This is a genomic window from Cohnella sp. LGH (assembly GCF_017671885.1).
In the GTDB taxonomy this organism is placed as follows: domain Bacteria; phylum Bacillota; class Bacilli; order Paenibacillales; family Paenibacillaceae; genus Cohnella; species Cohnella phaseoli.
Window position 1 is genome coordinate 5,216,315 of sequence record NZ_CP072117.1, and the last position, 19,543, is coordinate 5,235,857.

The 19,543-nt window shown below is 54.8% G+C and carries 13 protein-coding genes; 2 read left to right on the forward strand and 11 right to left on the reverse strand.

The window, feature by feature from the left end:
* Window positions 1-56: 56 nt before the first annotated feature.
* The 4 genes from J4772_RS22495 to J4772_RS22510 form a co-directional block, all read right to left on the reverse strand.
* Entirely contained in the window at window positions 57-2,459 is a 2,403-nt protein-coding gene (locus tag J4772_RS22495) for a GxGYxYP domain-containing protein (protein WP_209071464.1), read from the reverse strand.
* An 83-nt stretch (window positions 2,460-2,542) separates the two neighbouring features.
* Entirely contained in the window at window positions 2,543-3,556 is a 1,014-nt protein-coding gene (locus J4772_RS22500; protein WP_209071465.1) for a zinc-dependent alcohol dehydrogenase, read from the reverse strand.
* 23 nt (window positions 3,557-3,579) lie between these two features.
* Window positions 3,580-4,596: a Gfo/Idh/MocA family protein gene (locus J4772_RS22505; RefSeq protein WP_209071466.1), complete on the reverse strand. Its 1,017-nt coding sequence runs from the start codon at window positions 4,594-4,596 to the stop codon at window positions 3,580-3,582.
* 536 nt (window positions 4,597-5,132) lie between these two features.
* Window positions 5,133-6,482 carry a sugar ABC transporter substrate-binding protein gene (locus J4772_RS22510; protein ID WP_116061501.1) on the reverse strand — a complete coding sequence of 450 codons (1,350 nt, stop codon included), beginning with the start codon at window positions 6,480-6,482 and terminating at the stop codon, window positions 5,133-5,135.
* Window positions 6,483-6,863: 381 nt separating this feature from the next.
* Between J4772_RS22510 and J4772_RS22515 the strand changes: the two genes are divergently transcribed.
* The gene (locus J4772_RS22515) at window positions 6,864-7,985 is read left to right on the forward strand and encodes a GntR family transcriptional regulator (RefSeq protein ID WP_209071467.1); all 1,122 of its coding nucleotides are present in this window, start codon (window positions 6,864-6,866) and stop codon (window positions 7,983-7,985) included.
* Between the two features lie 396 nt (window positions 7,986-8,381).
* Here the strand turns inward: J4772_RS22515 and J4772_RS22520 are convergent, their stop codons facing one another.
* Together J4772_RS22520 and J4772_RS22525 are read right to left on the reverse strand one after the other, a co-directional pair.
* On the reverse strand, window positions 8,382-9,668 hold the full coding sequence (locus J4772_RS22520; protein WP_209071468.1) for a sensor histidine kinase: 1,287 nt from the start codon (window positions 9,666-9,668) through the stop codon (window positions 8,382-8,384).
* Window positions 9,668-10,345 (reverse strand): response regulator transcription factor, encoded by a 678-nt coding sequence (locus J4772_RS22525; protein ID WP_116061504.1) that lies wholly within the window; start codon window positions 10,343-10,345, stop codon window positions 9,668-9,670. The genes J4772_RS22520 and J4772_RS22525 overlap by 1 nt, the downstream gene beginning before the upstream one ends.
* 150 nt (window positions 10,346-10,495) lie before the next feature.
* Between J4772_RS22525 and J4772_RS22530 the strand changes: the two genes are divergently transcribed.
* A complete protein-coding gene (locus tag J4772_RS22530; RefSeq protein ID WP_209071469.1) occupies window positions 10,496-13,111 on the forward strand; it encodes a winged helix-turn-helix domain-containing protein in 2,616 nt (871 codons plus the stop codon).
* Window positions 13,112-13,128: 17 nt separating this feature from the next.
* Here the strand turns inward: J4772_RS22530 and J4772_RS22535 are convergent, their stop codons facing one another.
* Genes J4772_RS22535 through J4772_RS22555 form a run of 5 tightly spaced genes read right to left on the reverse strand, consistent with a single transcriptional unit; the run spans window position 13,129 to window position 19,540 of the window.
* Window positions 13,129-14,289: an N-acetylglucosamine-6-phosphate deacetylase gene (locus J4772_RS22535; RefSeq protein ID WP_247740821.1), complete on the reverse strand. Its 1,161-nt coding sequence runs from the start codon at window positions 14,287-14,289 to the stop codon at window positions 13,129-13,131.
* An 18-nt stretch (window positions 14,290-14,307) separates the two neighbouring features.
* Entirely contained in the window at window positions 14,308-15,045 is a 738-nt protein-coding gene (locus tag J4772_RS22540; RefSeq protein WP_116061507.1) for a glucosamine-6-phosphate deaminase, read from the reverse strand.
* Window positions 15,035-16,318 carry a Gfo/Idh/MocA family protein gene (locus J4772_RS22545; protein ID WP_209071470.1) on the reverse strand — a complete coding sequence of 428 codons (1,284 nt, stop codon included), beginning with the start codon at window positions 16,316-16,318 and terminating at the stop codon, window positions 15,035-15,037. Before J4772_RS22545 ends, J4772_RS22540 begins: the two co-directional genes overlap by 11 nt.
* 16 nt (window positions 16,319-16,334) lie before the next feature.
* Complete coding sequence (locus J4772_RS22550) at window positions 16,335-18,317, reverse strand: alpha/beta hydrolase family protein (protein WP_209071471.1); 1,983 nt, start codon at window positions 18,315-18,317, stop codon at window positions 16,335-16,337.
* Window positions 18,314-19,540 (reverse strand): Gfo/Idh/MocA family protein, encoded by a 1,227-nt coding sequence (locus J4772_RS22555; protein WP_209071472.1) that lies wholly within the window; start codon window positions 19,538-19,540, stop codon window positions 18,314-18,316. Before J4772_RS22555 ends, J4772_RS22550 begins: the two co-directional genes overlap by 4 nt.
* Between the last annotated feature and the right edge of the window lie 3 nt (window positions 19,541-19,543).

Below are 19,543 nucleotides of genomic sequence, written 5' to 3' on the forward strand. Positions count from 1 at the left end.
TGCTTGCCCTCCGATGGCTTTCAAAAAATGTCCCTCACGGGTTCTGTCGCTCTAAGTTACGAAGACAGAATAAGATGGTAGAGACTCGGTCCATTGCCGTTCTGCGGGCTGCCGTCCGAGAACTTGACGTACACCGTCTTCGTCGGATTGTTAACCAGCCAGCCGTCCAGAAGACTCGAATCGATCGTTCGGCCGAGCCCGCCGTTCGCGTGCGCCGCGCTGCCCCAGTTCGTTCCGTCCTTGGAGATTTCCACGACGTAATCCCCCGCGATGTCCATCGTCAACGTCGCGCTGGCGATAGAATCGGCCAGATCGAATTTGTAGACGAACGTCCGATTTCCGTCCGCGTAACGGTGATTCCCGTCGATCGAGCCCGTGTTTTGAACGAGAAACTGGTTATCCTCGAAGCTCGGCGTCAGCAGATCCGCCTGGGAGATTTCCGTCGATAGCGTCAGCCGGTACAGACTTGGCCCGTTGCCGTTCTGCGAGCTACCGTCCGAGAACTTGACGTACACCGTCTTCGTCGGATTGTTAACCAGCCAGCCGTCCAGAAGGCTCGAATCGATCGTTCGGCCGAGCCCGCCGTTCGCGTGCGCTGCGCTGCCCCAATTCGTTCCGTCCTTGGAAATTTCCACGACGTAATCGCCGCCGATGTCCATCGTAAGCGAGGCATGGTTCACGTCGTCGGCCAAGTCGAACTTATAGATCCAATTGGCGATACCGTCCGCGAATCGGTGACCGTTGTCCATCGAAGAGAAGTTATCCTCGTAAAAGTAGGTCCGTTCCTTGTTGGAGTCGTCCGCGTCGAAGCTGATCCCCCGGATGTCGGTATTCAATTGGCGAAGGGTCGCGATTTGGTCCTGCGGCTTGAGAAATACGAACTTGCCGGGAAATTCCGCGTTCAGCCGGTCCACTTCCGCCTTCACGTTGTCGAAGAACGCCGGATCTCCGTTCGCATCTACGCCGTAATAGGCGAGAATCGGATAAATATTGCGGAACACGGGCTGGTTGGCGTCGATCGAAACGTTGCTGAGCACGTTGTAGATCTCTCCGTAATTAAAAATCATATCTCCCTGGGGGACCGTATAGATGCCATGATAGGCGTGAACGCGCGAGGCGTCGTCTCCCCTCAGGATGCCGGCGATGCCGGAGCCGACGAAGCTGTCCGCCATCTGCTTATGGCTTGGGCTGTTCTCGGGGCTGCGCCACAGGTTGACCGTGCGGATGCCCGCGTCGGATAACCATTGCTTGTTTTTGGACAGCCAAGTTCCGTAACCCGTCGCGGAGTAGTCTTCCGTATAAATAAACTGGTAACCGGACGGACCTGCCACCAATTCGATATTGTCGCCCGCCTGGGAATAGAGATAGTCCAATAGCGGCGATCCGGCTTCCTGCAAGGTCGGAGCGATCGTAATGCCGACAGGCACCTGCCCGACCGACGAATTATTGAAGTGGTTGATTAACTGTTGGGTGTACTGCCAGTTATCTCCGTCGCTCGCCGTGATCGAGACGTACACTTTGCCGGGTTGAGCTTCTACGGCCTCGCCTTCCGGCTGTTCGTACGTTTGGTTGGGGAAGCTGGACCAGAAGCTGCCGTTGGAAAAATAATCGGATACGACGTACCCGACCCCATGAGGATTGGTCGTCGCGTTCAGGTCGTCCGCGTCCGGGGAATAGCCCAGCACCGACGTTCCCGGCGCATATCCGCCCGCTTGGATGATCTCGACGATCTTCGCTTTCTCTGCGGGAACGCGGGGGTCCAGATAGAAGACGAACGACTTGCTTGCCACCGCATAATCGAAAATCGTCCAAGGACGCCCGGTCCAATTGTCCAGTGGGCCGGCCGTTGTCCGAAGACCCGCCGAAAACACGATCTGCTTGTTCAAGGAAGGCATAAGATGCAGAAGCGCCCAGTCGTAAGCGTCGAGCTTGTCGGTCCAGTTCAAGCGGATATCTTCGACCGTCAGGCTTCCGAATTCCGACAGCAGAGCCGTTTTCAATCCGTCCGTCACCGACAGCCCGTTCTCCAGGGCCCCCTTCATCAGAGCCAGATTAAACGTCCAATCCTTATCGCCGTCCCAGACGATCAGCTTGCTTAACGTATGCCGATAATCCCTGTACATCGTTCGCAAGCCGGGATTAGCGCCCGATAAGAGAGTGACCGCGGAATAGCTCTTGCCGCTTTCGTCCAGCCATTTTTGATCGAGATCCGTATCTCTTATTAATACATAGACTTGCGCGGAGGTCTGATTGACCAGCCCCTGAAGCGCGATGGCCGCAAGCTTCGCCTCCGCCGAATCGTTGCGCAGGTCGTACACGTACACGGAGCCGGCCGAAGCCATTTTCGGAAACGCGCCTCCGGCCGCGCTCGCGGTCGGTGCGGGCAATACCGCCGACAAAACCGTCAGGATGCCGGCCAATGCCAAGTACAAGAAAGCTTTTACTTTTCCCGTGATCAACTTGGATTTCCCCTCTCGTCCTAGGGCGTGTATGCAAATCTACTGTCCTCGGAGTATGCATACACGCCCTTGTAATCGAATCGTTAAGGCGTAACGACGACTTTGACCGTCTCTCCCTTGTCTTCCCGGCAAAGCTTCATCGCCCTGCCGATCTCGTTCAGCGGCAGACGATGGGAGATGATCGTATCCGCGGGAATCGCGCCGCTCTTGAGCATCTTGAGCACAATCGGATAATAAAGCGCCGGGCTGGCGAAGCTCGCCCGCAGCTGCAGCTTGCGGTAATGAAAATCGTTGGCGTCGAACCGGATCATGCCCGATCCCGTCCCGATTCCGATATAAGAGAGAATGCCTCCGTAAGCTAGCAGCGGGATCGCTTCCGGAATCGTCTGTACCGGCGCCGTCAGAAGCACGCGGTCGAAGCGTCCTCGCAGTTCCTCGTACTCCGTCCACGGACGGTCGGCGGCCAGCGTCTCCGCGCCTAGCTTCGCGGCCGCCTCCAATCTCGCCCGGTTGCCCGGGCGCCCGATGCAGACGACTTGGTCCGCGCCGCTTCGCAGCGCGATCGGGATCGCCATCAGGCCGATCGGTCCCGGACCGATGACGCACACCCGGTTGCCGTGTTCGATCTCCGCCGTTTTGACCATGTCGTACGCGACTCCGGCCGGCTCGGCCAGACATGCCGTCTCGGGCGTCATCCCCTCGTAGGGGACGATTCCGCAAACCGGAGCGAGCAAATAATCGCTGAAGCCCAGGGAGGGGCCGGCATTCCAGAAATGCGGCGCTTTGTTGCACAAGTCCACTCTGCCGCTGCGACACAGCTCGCATTTCCCGCAATAGCTCGCCGATTCCAGCACGACCTTGTCCCCGATCTTCAAGCCGCCCGCATGCGTGCCCAGCTTATCGATTACGCCGGCGATCTCGTGCCCGAACGGTTGCCAATCCTCCAGCTGACTTTCCGCGTTGCTCAGATCCGTACCGCAGATCCCGCAAGCCTCGACCCGGATCAGCGCATAACCGTCCGGAACGTCGTCGGGCAAGTCGACCTCCCGCAGCTCGCATTGCCAAGGCGATCTCAGATAGGCGCTTCTCGTCTTCATGGTTCGTTTCCCCTTCCTTCCCGTCAGATCTCGCTTCGACGCGCGGCCGCGAAAATGTCGTCTATAAGCGTATCCACGGCGCAAGCTTCTTCCGCCGTGGCGAGCGGGACGTCCTCTCCGGACAGCGCCGCGCGGATCAAGCGGTATTCCTCTTCGAAGTTATCAATCATTCCCGCGTTGAAGCTCTCTCTCGTCCGAAGCGCTTCGTCCCAGATTTCGGCAACCGGCGATTCGAATTGCGGGCGCTCCCACCAGGTCGTATGCAGTGTAGCCAACCCGGAATCGCCGCGAAGCTCGAGAAGTTCGTCCCAGCCGTTCTCTCTTCGACCGACTCCGGACAGCGGTAGCCACCCGCATTCTACAGTCACGGTAGCGCCGTTCTCCATCTCGATCAACGCGTGGGTCATGGCGTCCACGTTCGGATAACAGCCGTCCCGGTATTGCATCCGCGCCGCCAGCACCCTTCTGACCGGTCCCGCGAAATGAAGCAGCAGATCCAGCATATGACTGCCGGAATTGACGAATACGCCGTCCATCGTCGATTTCGACGATTTCGCAAGCTGGTCGGCGATGATCGTCCAACTGGCTTCGGGCATCGGATGGAAAACGCGCACCAAGCCGCTTCGCATCGTCCCGATCCGCCGGGCATACTCCTTGAACTTGCGCGCCGTCGGATGTACCCGCTTCATGTAGCCGACGAAGAACGGGTTCCCGGACTTGCGAACCAGTTCCGCCAATTCCCGAGAGTTTTCCGCCGAACGGGTCATTGGCTTTTCGCAAAGCACGGCGTGGCCTGCGTTAACGGCCGCCTTGGCTACTTCGAAGTGATAGGCGTTCGGAACGGCCACGGTCACCAGATCGGCTTGCTCCGACAGCAACAGGGTCGTATCCGCCGTCCAGCGGCAATCGTACTTTTCAGCGAAGCGTCTGGCCGCTTGCTCGTTGCCGTCCGCAACGACGCCCAGCTCGTAGCCCAAAGATTTGATAGACCGGGCGTGATAGTCGGCGATGTTCCCGGCGCCGATGAGATTTACTTTCATGATCATGCTCCTCCCGATAGTTTTGGTAAGGACTGTCTCATATGTGATAAGAGCAACACGAAAAGATGATCGATAGACTATACGCTCCTGAAATTAAATGGGTAAACTCGTTATAATGGGATTTCAGGAGCGTATGAGGCAGTCTCCAGGCCATGATGGACCTACAACACTTCCAGATAATTCTTAGAAGTTAACCGTATAATCGTTGAAGACGCTTTAGTGGCATACAATCCATGATCTTGGTTGATTTATTCGGTTTTTCCTACAAACGTTCGTCGTTTGAGCCTGAGCCGAGCAGCTTTGTACGATTTTTCGAACAAACGTCCGCCGTTTAAGCCTGAGCCGAGCAGCTTTGTACGGTTTTCCGACTAACTTCCCTGCATAAACTCTTGTGTGCAAATTGATCCGCCGTAAAAGTTCAATTTGCAATAAATTAGAAACGTTGTGGGTCCGTGACTATGTCTCCAGGAGATATATGCACTTTTTTATCGTTAATCTTTTGTGACTTTACTTAGGAGACAGCCCCTTTTCCGTCGTTATTTCAACAGATCCTCGGCCGTCTTCTGCGCTTCGGCCAACGACGCTTCGATCGGCTTGTCGCCAACGAGCACCGATTCTTGCGCTTTATGCCAAGCCTCCCACACCTTCGGACCGTTCTTGGCATAGACGGGAAGCGGACCGGCCTCCTCGTTCTCCACGATCTCGGCGTAGACGGCCAACTGCGGAATGGCTTTGATCAACTCGGCGTTGGAGCCCGCCAATTTATTCGACGGCATTCTGCCGGAAGCAAGCGCGTATTTTTCTTGATACCCCTGGCTGGCGATGATTCGCAAATATTCCATTCCCGCCTCTTGATTTTTCGATTGCTTCAGCACGAACCAGATCGTGTTGCCCACGATCACGTTGGCGCGTTTCCCGCCATCCGGCACCGGCAGCGGAACGAAGCCGCAATCGCAATTCTCTGTCGCGGACCAGGAAATGTGCCAAGGCCCCGCCACGCCGAACGCCGCTTTCCCGTGGTGAACCATATTGTATAAAGCGCCTTCGTCGTTGAGCGCAGTCGATCCGGAAGGCGCGGTTTTCGACAGCTCTTTCAGGAAAGCCAACGCTTTCGCGTTTTCCGGAGTATCGAACGTCACCTGCTGCCAATCCGGCGTCGTCAAGTCGCCTCCGAGCTGACGCATGAACGGCGCGATGCGGAACGTCCCTCCGAGCCCCGTCGTCTGTACGACCGAACCGTAATACTCGCCTTTGCCCGCCTCCGTAATTTTCCGGGACATCTCCAGCCATTCGTTCCACGTTTTCGGCGGCGCGTTCGGATCGAGTCCGGCCTTCTTCATGACGTCTTTGTTGTACATCAGAGCGAAAATGCCCGTCATGCCGGATACGCCGTAATTTTTCCCGTCGAACTTCGCCGCGGCCATTGGACCCGGAACCAAATCTTTCGTATATTCCTCCGGCACTTCTGAAAGCGCATGCATTTTAGCGAATTCGGGAATGAATTCCTCGCCGAAGGAGACGTCCGGCGGATTGCCGGCCATGACGGAGACCATCAGGTTTTGCCGCAGTTCGTCCGCCCACCCCTTGTTGACATACTCGATCTTGATTCCCGGAAACTTCTTCTCCATCTCCGCTTGAATGTAAGCGTAAATGTCTTGATTTTTTTCGATTTCCTCCGGAGTGGACAAGTTCTCGTTATTCGGCAAGGACAGGCTCGGACTTCCCCATACGGTCAAAGTAACCGGTCCGTTGCCCGACGATCCGGAAGAAGTCGCCGTCGCGTTACCGGAGCTTGATCCGCCGTTGCTGGAACAGGCGCCTAGCACGAGAGAGAATGTCAGCGCCATCAAACCTAATCTAAATCCAAACTTTTTTCCGTTTTTCACTTTTGTTGCCTCCCCTTTTGATCTGGAAAAGACTTTTCCGCGTGCGGATTGGATGTTTCGTTATTTTAATTTCCTGTTTCGCCTTTCCGTGTCACCTCCGTTATATAAAGGATTTCGAACCAACTCGGTCCAAACCAACCACCCATTACAAATAGTACATTTACTCCATTTATCATATTACAATTTAAAATGTCATGAGTCAATCACTCGAATAGAATCATTTTTTTCTTAAAAAGAGGAATAGGATTGAGTACAGGAATAGTTAAATAGGATGAATCATGCTTAGCTCCTTAATCAAATTGCATTTCCAGCTCTTTATATGTTATTATTACATAACAAATATAACATTTTAAAAAGAACGAGTGTTCAGTGGAGGGCATTATGGGAGAGAAGGAGAAAAAAGCTCCTCTTTATATCCAGATCCGGGAGTATATCAAAAACCAAATCGAAAGCGGCGTCCTTAAGCCTGGAGATCAGATTCCGACGGAGACGGATTTAACGAATAAATTCCAAGTCAGCCGAATCACGATCAAATCGGCGCTAAGACATTTGGTGGACGAAGGTTTGATCTATCGTGTGGCCGGAAAAGGCTCGTTCGTTTCTTCGGAAGAATCGCACGGCCTGCCGCAGGAGGAGGAATCCGTTTATACGCCCAAGACCAAAATCGGATTTTTGATGCCTCAGCTCGGAGATATGCTAAGCATTCAGCTGCTTCGGGGGATAGAAGAGGTGTGCCGCGAGGAAGGTCTCGTCCTGATGGTAAAGTCGGTGTTGACCCAGTTGGAGGAACGGCTGGCGATCCGGGAGATGATCGCCGAAGGCGCCGAGGGATTGATCATTTTTCCGGTGGACGGCGAAGCCTACAGCGAGGAAATTCTCAAGCTGAAATCGGAACAGTTCCCGTTCGTGCTTGTCGACCGGTACTTGCCCGGCATTAAGACGAACGCCGTCTTTTCGGATAACCAGCAAGGAGGATTCGTCGGAACGGATTATTTGGCGCAGCGCGGCCACAAGAATATCGGGATCGTTTCTTTTACCAAATCCAAAACTTCCAGCTCCGAAGACCGCTTCAGCGGCTATTTGGGCGCCGCCAAGCAGAATCGTCTTCCATTGCAGCATCGCTATTGGCTGACCCAGTTCGACGACGTTTCCTTCCAGGACGAACAAAGCATCAACGATGAAGTGTTCGATTGGCTTCAGCAGGAGCCCGATATTACCGCCATATTCGCTTTCTCTCCGCAAATCGCAATATGCGCGGCCCGGGCGGCCGAACGTCTGGGGAGAAAGATTCCCGAGGAGCTCTCGATTATCTGCTTCGACAATCCGCAAATCCGCGATATGCACGGCGATTACTTCACGTGGATTGAGCAAAATATCGAATGGATGGGGACCGAAGCCGTCAATCTGCTTCTGAGAGTCATTCGCGATCCGTCGGTGCTGGAGCAACTGGTCATTCCCGTCTCGCTTCGCGAAGGTCTGACCGTGTCCGCTCCGAATCGATAAAAGATGCTATACGCTCCTGAAATCTGAACGGGTAAACCCGATGCAAGGTATTTCAGGAGCGTATGAGGCAGTCTCCAGGCTAATCATGGCCTGCAACCGTTGATTTTGGTCAACTTATACGGTTTTCCCTACAAACTTCCATGGTTTGAGCCCGATTCGAGTTGCTTTGTACGACTTTTCGAACAAATATTTTTATTTCAAGCCCGATTCGAGCTGCGTTGTACGATTTTCCGACTAACTTCCCTGCGTAAACTTGTGTGTGCAAATAGATAAATCCGCAGTAAAAGTTCGATTCCCAGGCAATCGGGAACATTAAGGGTCATTAAGGGTCAGGATAAGGCCCCCAGGAGGTACATCCCCCTCTATTTAAGAGACAACCCCGTTTCGCATCACTTGCTACAAAGGCAGCGTTACGCTTACGAGAGTTCCGACGGACGGCTTGCTCTCGAGTCGGATTTTGCCTCCGTGCCGTTCCACGATCCAGCGCGCGATCGCCAGCCCTAACCCCGTGCCGCCCTCCCGCCCGCGGACCTTATCGCCGCGATAGAAACGGTCGAATACGCGGGGCAGATCCTCCGGCGCGATGCCAATGCCCGTATCCTCGACTTCAAGCTGCACGGTATGGGCTAATTTTCGGCAGACGACGCGCACGACGCCCCCCTCCGACGTATACTTGATCGCATTGTCCAGCAGTATCGCAAGCAGTTGGTGTAGACGCTCTTCGTCCGCTTCCAGCGGAATACAATCATCGATCTCGGCATTCAAAATAAGTTCTTTCACTTCCGCCAGCATCTCCATCTTATTCACGCTCTCGCGAACGATGAGATCCAGCCGGACCGGCTTGCGCTCCAGCTCCAGCTGATTGGAGTCCGACCGCGCCAACGTCAGCAAGCCTCCAACGAGCTTGTTCATCCGCCGGGCTTCCTGCAGAACGGTGGATACATGCTTGCTGTCCTCCTCGATGGTATGATCGGGATGGCGCAGCAACAGCTCCGCGTGCGCTTGAATAACGGACAGCGGCGTTCTCAGCTCGTGAGAGGCGTCCGACACGAATTGCTGCTGCTTCTCCAGCGACATGCGAATGGGGATCAGCGCGCGGTTGGCCAGGTAAAATCCTGCCCCGATCGCCACGAGCAGCCCTGCTGCGCCTCCGAGCAGCAGAATGAGACGCAGCCTGTCCAGCATTCCGATTTCGGCGGATACATTGCTGAGAAACTGCTGCGTCTTGACCGTATAGGTCACATCCTCAACGCCGCTGGATACCGACAGACCGCTATTGGCAATATTAAGCACCCGAAAATACTGATTCCCCGCCTTCACCGTATAAAGCTCATCCAGCTTCGACGGCTTCAGCCGTTCCAATTGCTCGTCGGTAAATCCATTTTTATTCGGCAGCGGCAGCGCCTCGTCCTCATCCGTCCATAGCAGTTGAATCACGGGCCTGTCCATTTGCGCAACCCGAAACGTCACGGCCCTATCCAGCGCAAGCCCCTTCAGGCTGGAAATCTGGGGCGACACGGTAGCCACCGTCGTCGTGCCGTTAACGCCGTTCATCGCCTTATCGACCTGAGCGAACAACATCTGCTTCATCACGATATACACCGTCAAATTCAAGCCGATCAAAATGACGGACAGCACGGCGGCGTTCCGAATCGTAAGCTGCATGCGGGTACGATTAATCATCACTTCTTCTCCTTCAGTAGATAGCCGACTCCGCGCACAGTTTGGATGCAGCTGTCGAGTCCGAACGGCGCAAGCTTTCTCCGCAAATAATGAACATATACGTCGACGACGCCCAGCCCCGCGTCGGAGTCGATTCCCCACACCCGGTCGAGCAGCTGCTCCTTCGTCAAAATCTGCTCTCTGCCGAGCATGAAATATTCCAGCAATTCGTATTCCTTCAGCGTAAGCTTAAGCGGCTTCCCTTGCGCGTAAGCCTCCTTGTGCTGACATTTCAAGCCGAGCTGCCCGTATTGCAATTCGCCGTCCGGCGCTCCAGCCGACAGCTGGCGCAGCAGCGCACGGATGCGCGCCAGCAGCTCAAGCGTCGCAAAGGGCTTGACCAAATAGTCGTCGGCCCCGGAATCCAATCCCTTGACGCGGTCGGCCACGGCGTCCCGCGCCGTCAGCAGCAGCACGGGCATCGCAGCTCCTTGCCTCCTCAGCTCGGAGAGAACCGTCAAGCCGTCCATTCCGGGAATCATAATATCAAGCACGAGGAGGTCATGGACGCGCTGCTGCGCCAAATACAAGCCGTCCGGTCCATTGTCGGCCTCGTCCACCTGGTAGGCTTCTTCCTTAAGCACGGTCGCCACCGCCTCTCGCAGCAGGCCGTCGTCCTCCACCACCAAAATTCTCATCAGGCTCTCCCTTTCGCTTATATCAGTCCATTTTATAGAAGAAACCTTAATGAATGCTTAGAAAAAGGAAGCAAGCGGCGGTCGATCTTCCGCGGGCATAGCGGTTATAATAGAGAGATCACAAGATTCGCCAGGAAGCGCGGGGATAACATGACACGAACGCCGGAATCGGTACTGCTCTATTCCAAAACAAGCCTTCCGTTCCCTAGGAAAAGCTTGGTCGAACGAAGTAGGCTTATTGAACGCCTGGAACGGGGAGTCCACGGCAGGCTTACGCTCGTCAGCGCTCCCGCGGGCTTCGGTAAAACGACGCTGCTTGGCCAGTGGCTCGGCCTAAGCGGCCGCGAAGCCTCGTGGGTATCGCTAGAAGAGACGGAAAGCGATCCCGTTCGTTTCTGGAGATATGTATCGGAAGCGCTCTCGCCCCGGATCGAGCCGGCCGCCCGCCAGGAATACGAACAGCTCATCCGCTCGTTCCCCAGCGTGTCGACAAGCACCTTTCTCGATGCGTTCATCAACCAGCTGCGCTTTCTAAGCCGGCCGACCGTACTCGTGCTTGACGATTACCATACGATCGCGGAGCCGCGAGTTCACGAGAGCGTCGCTTATTTTATCGAGCATAAGCCGTTTGATCTTCATCTCGTGCTATCCGGCCGCAACGAGCTTCCCTTCTCCGTATCTCGCTGGGTCGCCCGGGACGAGCTTGCCTTGATCGACGCCGCCCAGCTGCTGTTCACGGAAGACGAATCGGAAAGCTTCTACAGCAGCGCTTCCCCCTTCCTTGAATCTCGCCATGTTCGCATGCTGCACGAGCGGACCGAGGGCTGGATTACAGGGCTTCAGCTCGCCTCGATTTCCCTGCGCGACGCCGAAGATCGCGACACATTCATCGAACGCTTCAAAGGACATCACCGTCATGTAGCGGATTACTTATTCCACGAGGTCGTCGCCACGTTGCCGGAGGAGGTGCGGCATTTCCTGTACGCCACTTCCGCGCTGCGGCGGCTGGACGCCAAAGCCTGCGACTCCGTCACCGGACGCGCGGACGGAAGAAGCCTGCTGGAACGGCTCAAATCGCAAAACCTGTTCCTCGTTTCGCTGGACGACTCCGACACCTGGTTTCGCTATCATCATCTGTTCGCGGATTTTCTGCGCAATCGGGTTAAGGAAGCCGAGCCCGCGCTTTGGAGGAACGCCAACTTGGCCGCTGCCAGAGGCTTTGCCGGCCGGGGCCTCCTCGATGAAGCGATTGACCACGCCCTAGCGGCGGAGGATTACGGACTTGCGGAAAGCTGCCTGGCCCAGCATGCTCCCAGCGTGCTCAAGCTCGGAGAGTTCCCCACTTTGCTAAGATGGTTCGACTGCTTTCCTCCGGAAACGGAGCTGTCTGCGGAAATGTCGCTGCTGCGAACCTTCCTGTATATCGTGACCGGCCAACGCGAGCCCGCCGGACGCAGTCTGGCGAAGCTGGAGGCGCAGGAGCGCGAGACGAAAGACGAAGACGCCCGAAGGCAGCTGCGCAGTGGCTTATTGTTCGTCAAATCGAATCTGCTGTTCATGTTCGGGGAATTCGAGCAGTGGATGGCTTTTTCCGATGGCATTCTGGACGAGTTTCTGCCGCACACCCCCTTCTTCTACAGCTTTAACTACAATCTGACCGAACCGTTGGCCCGGCGAACCGCTTTCGGGCTGAAGGGCATGCTATCCAATCAGACCGAGGAGATCGGGAAGCTGTTCGTCGGCGCGCTCGAGCGACACGGCTGGGGTGATTCTCTGATCAGTCTGTATGTTTTACAGGCTTTGGCGGAGGGCTACTACGAATGGGACCGCTTCGAAGAAAGCGCCGAACTGCTTCGCAGAGTCGAGCGCTCCTCGCGCTATAATCTTGTGCCGGGCCTGTTCGTCCCTTGCCGGATTACTCAAGCGAATCTGTATTGGGCTTCCGGGCAGCGCGCACTCGCTTACGAAACGTTGGACGAAGCTAGAGCTCTCCTCGACAAGTCCGATGACATCTGGACCGGTTACTTGACCTCGGCCAAAGCGCGTTTTTTCCTGCGGGAAGGCTCGCTAAGCATGGCGAAGAAGGAAGTCGCGAAGCTGCGGGTCGGGGCCAAAGACAGACCCTCCTATCATCGCGAATACGATTATTTGACGCTATGCCGGCTGCTGTCGGCGCAGCGCAAGGAGCCCGAAGCGCTTCGGCTGCTCGAACTGTTAAAGCCTCAAACGGAACGCGAGGGGAATTGGATGGGGCAGGCGGAAATCAGCCTGCTGCAGGCCGTGCTTCTCGATCGGATGGGACGGCGGGAGCAGGCGATGAAAGCTTTACGCGAAGCGTTGACGATCGGGGAGACCAACGCGTATATAAGGACGTTCCTCGATGAGGAGGAGCAAACGGAAAAGCTGCTGCGAAAATATACGTTCTGGATAAGCGAAGAGGAAAGCAGCGAGGAAGACGCGGGAGTCGCGGCGGGATCAAAGACTTATGCGGAAGAACTGCTTGCCCGATTTATGGGTAAAGCGTTTGAGGAGATAGCCGCGACGACGGAGCAGCCCGCTCTTGTCGAGCCGCTTACGCGCACGGAAATCCGCCTGCTGGACCTCATTCGCCAAGGAGAGTCCAACAAGCGGATCGCGGAAAAAATGTCTCTATCGGAAGGTTCCGTCAAAGTGTACTCCTCCCGCCTATACGGCAAGCTCGGCGTTTCTTCGCGAACCCAGGCCGTCGTTGCGGCGCAGAGGCTTGGCCTGCTTCAAGACGACTAAAGACGTTATCAGCTTACTTATGCCCGACTATAGACGGATTGCCCGGCCACAATCGTTTCTTTTACTGCAATCGCACCGCTCTGTCCGTCATAATCGAACAAGGTTAAATCCGCCGGGCTGCCCATTTGCACCCGCCCTGCCTTGTCGTCCTGCATGACCTTGGCAACCCTTAACGTTACGGCTTCGACGGCTTCCGTTAAATCCATATCCGTATAACGAATCGCGTTCTCGATTCCTCTATCGAGCGAGGCGGCTGATCCCGCGAGAATATTCGGATTATCCGTCGTATGCAAGTGTCCGTTCTCGTGAAGCACAACTTTGCCGCCAATCAAGCTGTTATACTGTCCGGGAGGCATGCCCCCGAACTGCGTCGTATCGCTGACCAAAATGCTTTTGTCGCGTTTGACTCTAAGCATGGCCTTCAATACCGGCGGAGTCAGATGATGTCCGTCCGGAATAAACGTCGCCCATAGACGATCGTCCGCCAATTGATGCCAGATGTAATTCGGATGACGCGGCAACACCGGATGCGATCCGTTGCCCAGATGCGTGCATACCGCAGCTCCGGCTTGAACCGCGTCATCCAGTTGCTGAGCGGTTGCCATCGTATGTCCGATAGCAACCACTACGCCCGACTTGGCCAGTCGTTCGATAAACGCAAGCGCACCTTCTCTTTCCGGAGCGAGCGTCACCATGACGATCCGCCCTTCCGCCGCATCCTGCAAACGCATGAATTCGTCCCAATCCGGGTCTCTCGTGTAAGCTCGCGGATGCGCCCCCCTGCTCCCATCCTCGCTGGACAGATAAGGTCCTTCCATATGAATGCCTTTAATTGAAGCGCTGGCGTACGAATTCGTCCGGCAATATCGAGCAATGATCGCCATCGCTTGATGCATTCGCTCAAAGCTTCCCGTAATGACCGTAGGCAAGTAAGCTGCGACTCCCTTGGCATGAAGCGCCCTGGTCACGCCTTCAATGTCCTCCGTCGTCGTTTGCTCCGCGTTTAAGTCATACCCGCCAAAACCGTTCACCTGCAAGTCGGTCCACCCTGCCGAAACCCAAGGCAAACGGCTGTCGGACTGCAACAACCGGGTAATTTGCGTAATTACGCCGTTTGCCGTCTCAATTTGTACCGCTTCTCCTGTCGTCGTCAACCTGCCCTGCCATGTCACCCGCATCGCCTCCACCTGCAGCAGTTAGCACCACTCGTAAACTAGCGAGGATGATTGTTTATCCAGATATAGACTCCAATTGGCATGCGACTTCATAATAGTGGCCGGAATGTTAACGTCAATGCCGTTCTTCAACGTATCCATAATTGCACGAGCTTTTGCTTGACGAGGCACAACCGATATGACATTGCGGCTTTTCAGTATTTGCTGAACCGACATCGAAATGGCTTGCTTAGGCACATCTTCCAACGTGGCAAACCATCCTTCGCCAACCTGTTGCATTTTGCAAGTATCCGACAAATCCACGATTTTAAAAGGTCGATCGTCGTCAAAATCCGCAGGCGGATCATTGAAGGCAATATGCGCATTCTCGCCTATTCCGATCAGCGCCACGTCAATCGGAGCCTTGCCGATCTCTTCGTTAAGCCGGTCCAGCACTTCGTTCAGATTGCCTTCGCCATCTACCAGCCAGTACTTCCTTACATCTACATGCTGCAAAAAGCGCTCCTTGAGATACTTGCGAAAACTGGCGGGATGCGCCTCCGGCAAACCGACGTATTCATCCAGATGGAACATCTCTACTTTGTCCCACGCGATATCCATCTTGACGAAATGCTGCAGAAATTCGAATTGCGATGCCCCCGTTGAAAGTACAATTCTGGCTGTCCCGTTCACCGATATCGCTTCATTAATTAATTTTGCACTTTCTCTGGCCGCCTCTAACCCCGATTGATCCGCCGATTCAAGGATGTTAATTTTCATTCGAATTGCCCTCCTGATAAAATTCTCCGAGTTGTACCATTCTTTTCTCTACTCTGGAACGTTCGGCCGCAAAAGCCATCAGATGACTTTGCACCGATTCTTTGGCTGATGTGCGGCTCGTTTGCATGCCTTGCCCGAGTTCCGCCGCGCGGACCGTTCGCGCAAAGTCCTGCACAAGACGTCCGTCTCCTCCGCCATGACCGACATGCCCTTCCGCCGGTTGCAGCTTGATTAATTCAGTCCGTCCCGTACCGAAAGGACGGATTTCAATTTCATCGCTTTCCATCGTTGCCCGAATCTCGCCCGTCGTCCCCATCAGTTTGAGCGTACGATTGCACTTCTCCGTAAATGCGCTCATTGTAAAGGCTGCCGTAACTTCATTATCGAAATCCATCGCGACGACTTGATGGTCGACTACGTCATTATCGCTCTGGAACACGCAGCGACCGAACGGACCTTCCTTCATCGACTTGTATCTCGCTTCGAAGCTTGGATCCGTGCTAGCGGCCTCCGCCTTCCATCCGCCGTTCTCGATCATATACGTATTCGGCGCATAATAGAGGCAAGAATCGGCGACCGGGCAACCGTCAATACAGTATTCCGGCGCTCCCTCGGGCGCATTGTTTTTATTGAAATAAGACAAGTGCCCATAAGAGGAGACGCTCTCGCATTTGCCGCCGGCAAACCATTGGATAATATCCATGTCGTGACACGACTTGGCCAGAATCATCGGACTGGACTTCTCTGCGCTGTTGAAGTAGCCGCGCACGTAGCTATGCGCCTGATGCCAATAGCCGACATTCTCATTGTGCTGAATAGACATCAACCGGCCGATTCGTCCTCCATCCAACAGTTGCTTGATCGTCTGGAAGAAAGGGGCGTAACGGAGCACATGACAAATCGTAAGAATACGGTTGTGTTTTTCCGCGATCCGCTCAAGCTCGATACACTCTGCCCAGCTTGGCGACATCGGTTTTTCCAGCATGACATGATAGCCGGCTTCCAGCGCCTTTATTGCCGGCGCATAATGATCCCGATCTCGCGTACAAATAAACACCGCATCGGATTGTTTGCCCGCAGCGAACAGCTCATCCCAGCTTGTGAAACACTTCTCTTCCCGAAGGTTGAAGGCTTCTTGAGCTCGACTGCGCTTGAAATCATCCGGCTCTGCGACAGCAATAACCTTCATTTCTTGCGGACGCGTGTGTGCATATTCACCGTATCGGATTCCCCGGAGCCCTGCGCCGATTATCGTAATTGTAATTGGTTTCATACAAGCTCCATCCGTTCTATTCATATTGGTCTATCTGTAAATCGTAGTGATGCAATATTCCAGGTAGAACGACGCTCATCACATCGCGTTCATCCGCTATACCTTGCGCCAGCCACTCCGACATGCGAATGGATTCGTCGGCATCGAACAACGGCTTACTTAGAAGATTCGTATCCAACCGAGCCGCCAGCTCCGTATAGACACGGAACAAACCGACGCCATACAACTCGATTCGGCAATCTCCCGTTTCGTATAACGTCGCTGCAAAATTCGCCGCGCGAAGCACATCATAGACCCGTAATGCAGCCAAACTGTCCCCAAGCCAGATCAATTCATCCGCGAGCTTATGCATCATCCCGAAGAAATGATCGTTCGGTCTGCCATAGAGCAGGCCCGGTTCATGAGGCCCTTCCCCGGAAACATTCAGCACAAGCACTTGGCGCCCCGAGGCGCACATGGATCGAATCCAATCCCACCGCTCCGTCAACTGCGTCGTACCGCCCGGCCATAACGCGATCGCTATTGTTGAAGTAGGGTCTCCGCCTGTCGAATTGTCCGTATCGTCGCTGGCGCGAAACAAATACCCGCTGTTCATGACTCCAGGCTGCGACCACCATAGCGCGTACTGGGTGCCGACACCCTCGAGCGACCCCAATTGAACGAATCGGGGGTTCAGCGGACACAGTTCACGATCCTTCAGCACTATGTTCTTCAACCATTCCTCTGCAGCAGGAGACTGTTCATTCACAGCGGAAGCACGAGCCCGCGCAAGCTCGGCAGCCTGAATCGCGAACGTATCGCTCAGCGTTCTGGCATCGGCATATTCCCGCTTGACCTGTCCGCCGGAGGTACATTTCAATAGTTCGGGGTTAATCGGCGCAAGCTTGCTCTGCCTTGCCCTGTTCCGATACGCTTCCCGCTCCGTTTCATTGCACCCTAGCAAATGCTCGGCGAAGAATTCCGTCGCCGCAATAGCCAGATTATCGGTATACCGATGGACAGATTGATCCTCCATCAGGCGTAACCCTTTTTCCGTTCCAAGCATTTCCCAGAATCTTCGGCAACGCTCAACCGTACGCCGCGTAGCTTCAATCGGGAAGAAGTCATACGTAGCGGCGCAGACAAGCAACGGTTTCGGCGCAAATGCCAACAGTAAATCCTCATGATCGAAGCCAAGGCCGCTTAATCCCTGCCAGATCTGCTCCGCATCTTGAACACCGCCGGCATACATGTATTGCTGTCTGTTCATAATGAAAGTAGCTGGCGCAGCGGCCGCAATCCGCTCATCGCAAACCATCATCATCGCCGTCTGCAGCCCCCCGCCGGAATTGCCCGTTACGCCAATACGGGTGCGATCTACCTCCGGACGCGAGAGTAGATAATCCACCGCACGCATCGCATCGTGGATAAAATATCGGGCTAACCCCTGTCCAAGCGCATAACATTGAACGCCTAGACGCTGGTGTTCTCCAGTTCCCCAAACTTCTTGCCCTTCCGAATTTCGTAGCAGCGATAATCTTTCGCCTTGTCCAATCGGGTCGATGGAGAACACAATTAGCCCCGCCTGCACCATACGCAAACAGACTTCATGATAATACAAGCCATGCTTGCCTTCCTCTTCATGACCGTTCAGAAACAAGACTGCGGAGGCGACTTCCGCCCGCTCCTCGGGCAAATACAGATTACCCGTCACATATTCATGCGGTCTGGCTTCGAAGACGATATTCTCCACCGAATAACCTTCGCCGACGATTACATTCGTAACGGAAGCATTTAGGGAGGCGTCACTTATCGGCAAGCCGCCCATCGACTTCATAAATGCCATTCTCATCGCTTGACGACGCGCCGCTAATTGCTCCGGGCTATCGATGCGATCTCGCGCCGCATCGCCAGCTTCGAAAGCCCGGTCTGCGCGTTGATAGATGTGCCGACTGAGCTGGTCCTTCGTCTCGTACAGCGAGCATATATACCGTTCAAGTTCACGAATAGAGTCGATCATCGCAAATTAGCCACCTGAAGTAATTTTCCTTCCGCAATCGAACGATTAGCGGTAGCGCCGATCAAACATGAGTCTGCCCCTGCCAGACTGTCTGCCTGTTGGCCGAGCGGGTCTTCGACGCCGCCTATGAATATCGCTTTGCGCAGCTTCTCATCTCCGCCGCCATGACCGGCAAGCTGCGTTGCGACTTGAATACGCTCTGTAGTGCCGTCCAGCTTAATGTGCGTAATTGTACTCGCGTTCGCCGCACTCATATCCGCATTGCGATAGGTCTCGCCAACTTCCAATCTCCCTTTGCTCCCATTAATCGTCGCTTTCCAACCTTCATACGGACTGTAAGCGACCAAGGAATACGTCAGAACCGCTCCGCTCTCATATTCCAGATTGACGCTCATCGTGTCGTAAATATCGATGCGCTCATCGAATACGCACCGATCTCTCCAGTAGCCGTCTTCATGCTCCGCACCGACATAATATTGGTTCATGAACGAGTCCGCCGTAATATCTTTATAGAATGAACAGGTTGTTTGATAGTCGCAGGTCATGCAGCGCTCGCCCTTAGGGCCGCCCTGACCTTGATCCCCATATACACGCCGATCGCCGAATGCCTGAAGTCGCTTCGGCCTGCTGTCCACCCACCAGTTGATAATATCAAAGTGATGCGTAGACTTGTGCACGAGCAAACCGCCGCTGTTCTTCATCTCCGCATGCCATCTTCTGAAATAATCGGCGCCATGATCGCGATCGAGAAACCATTCCAGCTGGATGTGATAGACATCGCCAATCGTTCCAGCCATAATTAACTCTTTGATTTTGGCGAAATAAGGAGCGAACCGCAGATTAAACGTTACCGCTACTTTCTTGCCGCTTCTCCGTTCCGCTTCGACGATAGCCCGCGTCTTCTCTTCATCAATCGTCATCGGCTTCTCGGATACGACATCGCACCCCGCCTGAAGCGACTCGATAATATAGGTATGATGCGTGTAGTCGGTACTCGCGACGACGACAACATCCGGCTTGACCTCGCTTAGCATGCGATGAAAATCGGCATATACCGGCACTTGACCGCATTCTTCGCTCAGCAGCCGCGCCCGCGCCTGATTCGGATCAAACACACCGCAGAAATCCACATACTCTCGCAGCTCCGTCGCCATCGGCTTAGCGAACATATACAATGCCCTTCCGCCAGCCCCGACAAGCACGTATTTTTTCTTCGTCACCATTGT